Annotated in this window: 2 protein-coding genes; one reads left to right on the top strand and one right to left on the bottom strand. The window is 52.9% G+C overall.

What is annotated here, in order from left to right; genetic code table 11:
- The coding region (locus ACTHUE_RS17965) for an efflux transporter outer membrane subunit (protein WP_440424098.1) at positions 1-1,067 on the top strand (1,067 nt) is incomplete at its 5' end.
- A 74-nt stretch (positions 1,068-1,141) separates the two neighbouring features.
- Here ACTHUE_RS17965 and ACTHUE_RS17960 read toward each other — a convergent pair.
- Positions 1,142-1,719, bottom strand: a 578-nt coding sequence (locus ACTHUE_RS17960; protein WP_440424097.1) for a DUF3482 domain-containing protein, incomplete at its 5' end; no start/stop codon positions are given.

Genomic DNA, 1,719 nt, shown 5'->3' with positions numbered 1-1,719 from the left:
GTTTGAGTGGCGGCAGCGTTAGCAGCCAATACAGCGTGGGTTTGGGCGCAGCCTCTTATGAGCTTGACCTCTTCGGCCGTGTCCGCAGCACCAGCGAAGCCGCGTTGCAAGGTTATTTTAATGTGGCTGCCAATCGAGATGCCGCCCATCTGACCTTGATTTCTACCGTCGCCAAAGCCTACTTTAACGAACGCTACGCTGAGGAATCTATGGCATTGGCACAACGCGTGTTGCAAACCCGTGAAGCGACTTACAAGCTCTCGCAATTGCGCCATAAGGCCGGCGTGATTTCCGCCGTTGATTTGCGCCAACAGGAAGCGCTGATCGAATCGGCCAAAGCTGATTACGCATCCGCGGTAAAGAACCGCGAGCAAGCGCGCAATTCTTTGGCTATGTTGATTAATCAACCTTTACCCGAAGACTTGCCTGCCGGTCTGCCTTTGAGCAAGCAGTTCAAAATGACCAAACTGCCTGCCGGTTTGAGTTCGGACGTGTTGCTCAACCGTCCAGATATCCGTGCGGCCGAACACGCGCTCAGACAAGCTAATGCCAATATCGGTGCGGCACGTGCGGCGTTTTTCCCGCGCATCAGCCTGACCGGTTCGGTCGGTACCGCTTCCGGCGAGTTGAGCGGCCTGTTTAAGAGCGGCACAGGTATTTGGGCTTTTGCACCGTCCATCACCCTGCCTATCTTTGACTGGGGCACAAACAAAGCCAATCTTGACGTAGCCAAACTGCGCCAACAGGCACAAATCGTTGCTTATGAAGCCGCTGTTCAATCTGCATTCAAAGACGTTTCCAATGCGTTGATTGCACGCGAACAGCTGGATAAAAGCTATGACGCTTTGAGCAAACAAAGCCGCGCCTACAACGACAGCCTGCGCCTCATCAGCCTGCGCTACAAACATGGTGTATCCAGCGCATTGGATTTGCTGGATGCCGAGCGTAGCAATTACAGTGCAGAAACTGCTCTTTTGGCTAATCAGCTGACCCGTTTGGAAAATCTTGCCGACTTGTATAAAGCACTTGGCGGCGGTTTGAAACGCGAAACCAAAGCTGCCGAATAAGTATTTGCCTGCTAAGATTAAAAGGCCGTCTGAAACATTTGGGTTTCAGACGGCCTTTTTGTTATATGGCAATGCTAAGCTTTTAATTTTTCGCTTAAAGTGGCGACATAGGCCGCGCGTTCGTTACGGCTGGCTTCGGGCTGGTGTGTGTTGAGCGAAGACCATTTACGGTTGCTGCGCGCTTTGTTGAGTTCGCTTGGCAATTTGGCCGCATTCCATGGCGCTTTGCGTTCTTTTAGTTCAATATGCGATTGAGCCGCATGGCCGCGCGTTTGCAAAACGTGCAACAAATCCAGTGCGCGTGCGGCGAGTAGGGTAAGGGTTTCCGGATCGATATGCAGGGTTTGTCGGCCGTTGATTTTGTCGGTGATGTCTTGGGCATTGGGCAAAATACCGCCCAATAGTCCGCCGATAGCGGTACCCAAACCAAGCGAGCCGCCAAGCGTGGCAATATCCAAACCTAGGCCGATGAGTGCGCCTGCGGTTGCGCCGGTACCGGTACGGATGCCGTAATGTTTGAGCAACTCGCTGTCAAACGGATCTTGTTTGAAGGCTTTGGGCATCCATGTGCTGTCGCTGCCGACTTCGTCGTGATAGAAGCGGTAAAGTGTGAACAGGCGTTGTTGCATTTGCCGCTCAAGTTGGCGGATTT

It is taken from the genome of Neisseria sp. P0021.S005, from assembly GCF_051956955.1.
Note: the sequence above shows the minus strand (reverse complement) of the source record. Positions and strands in the feature narration are given on the sequence as shown.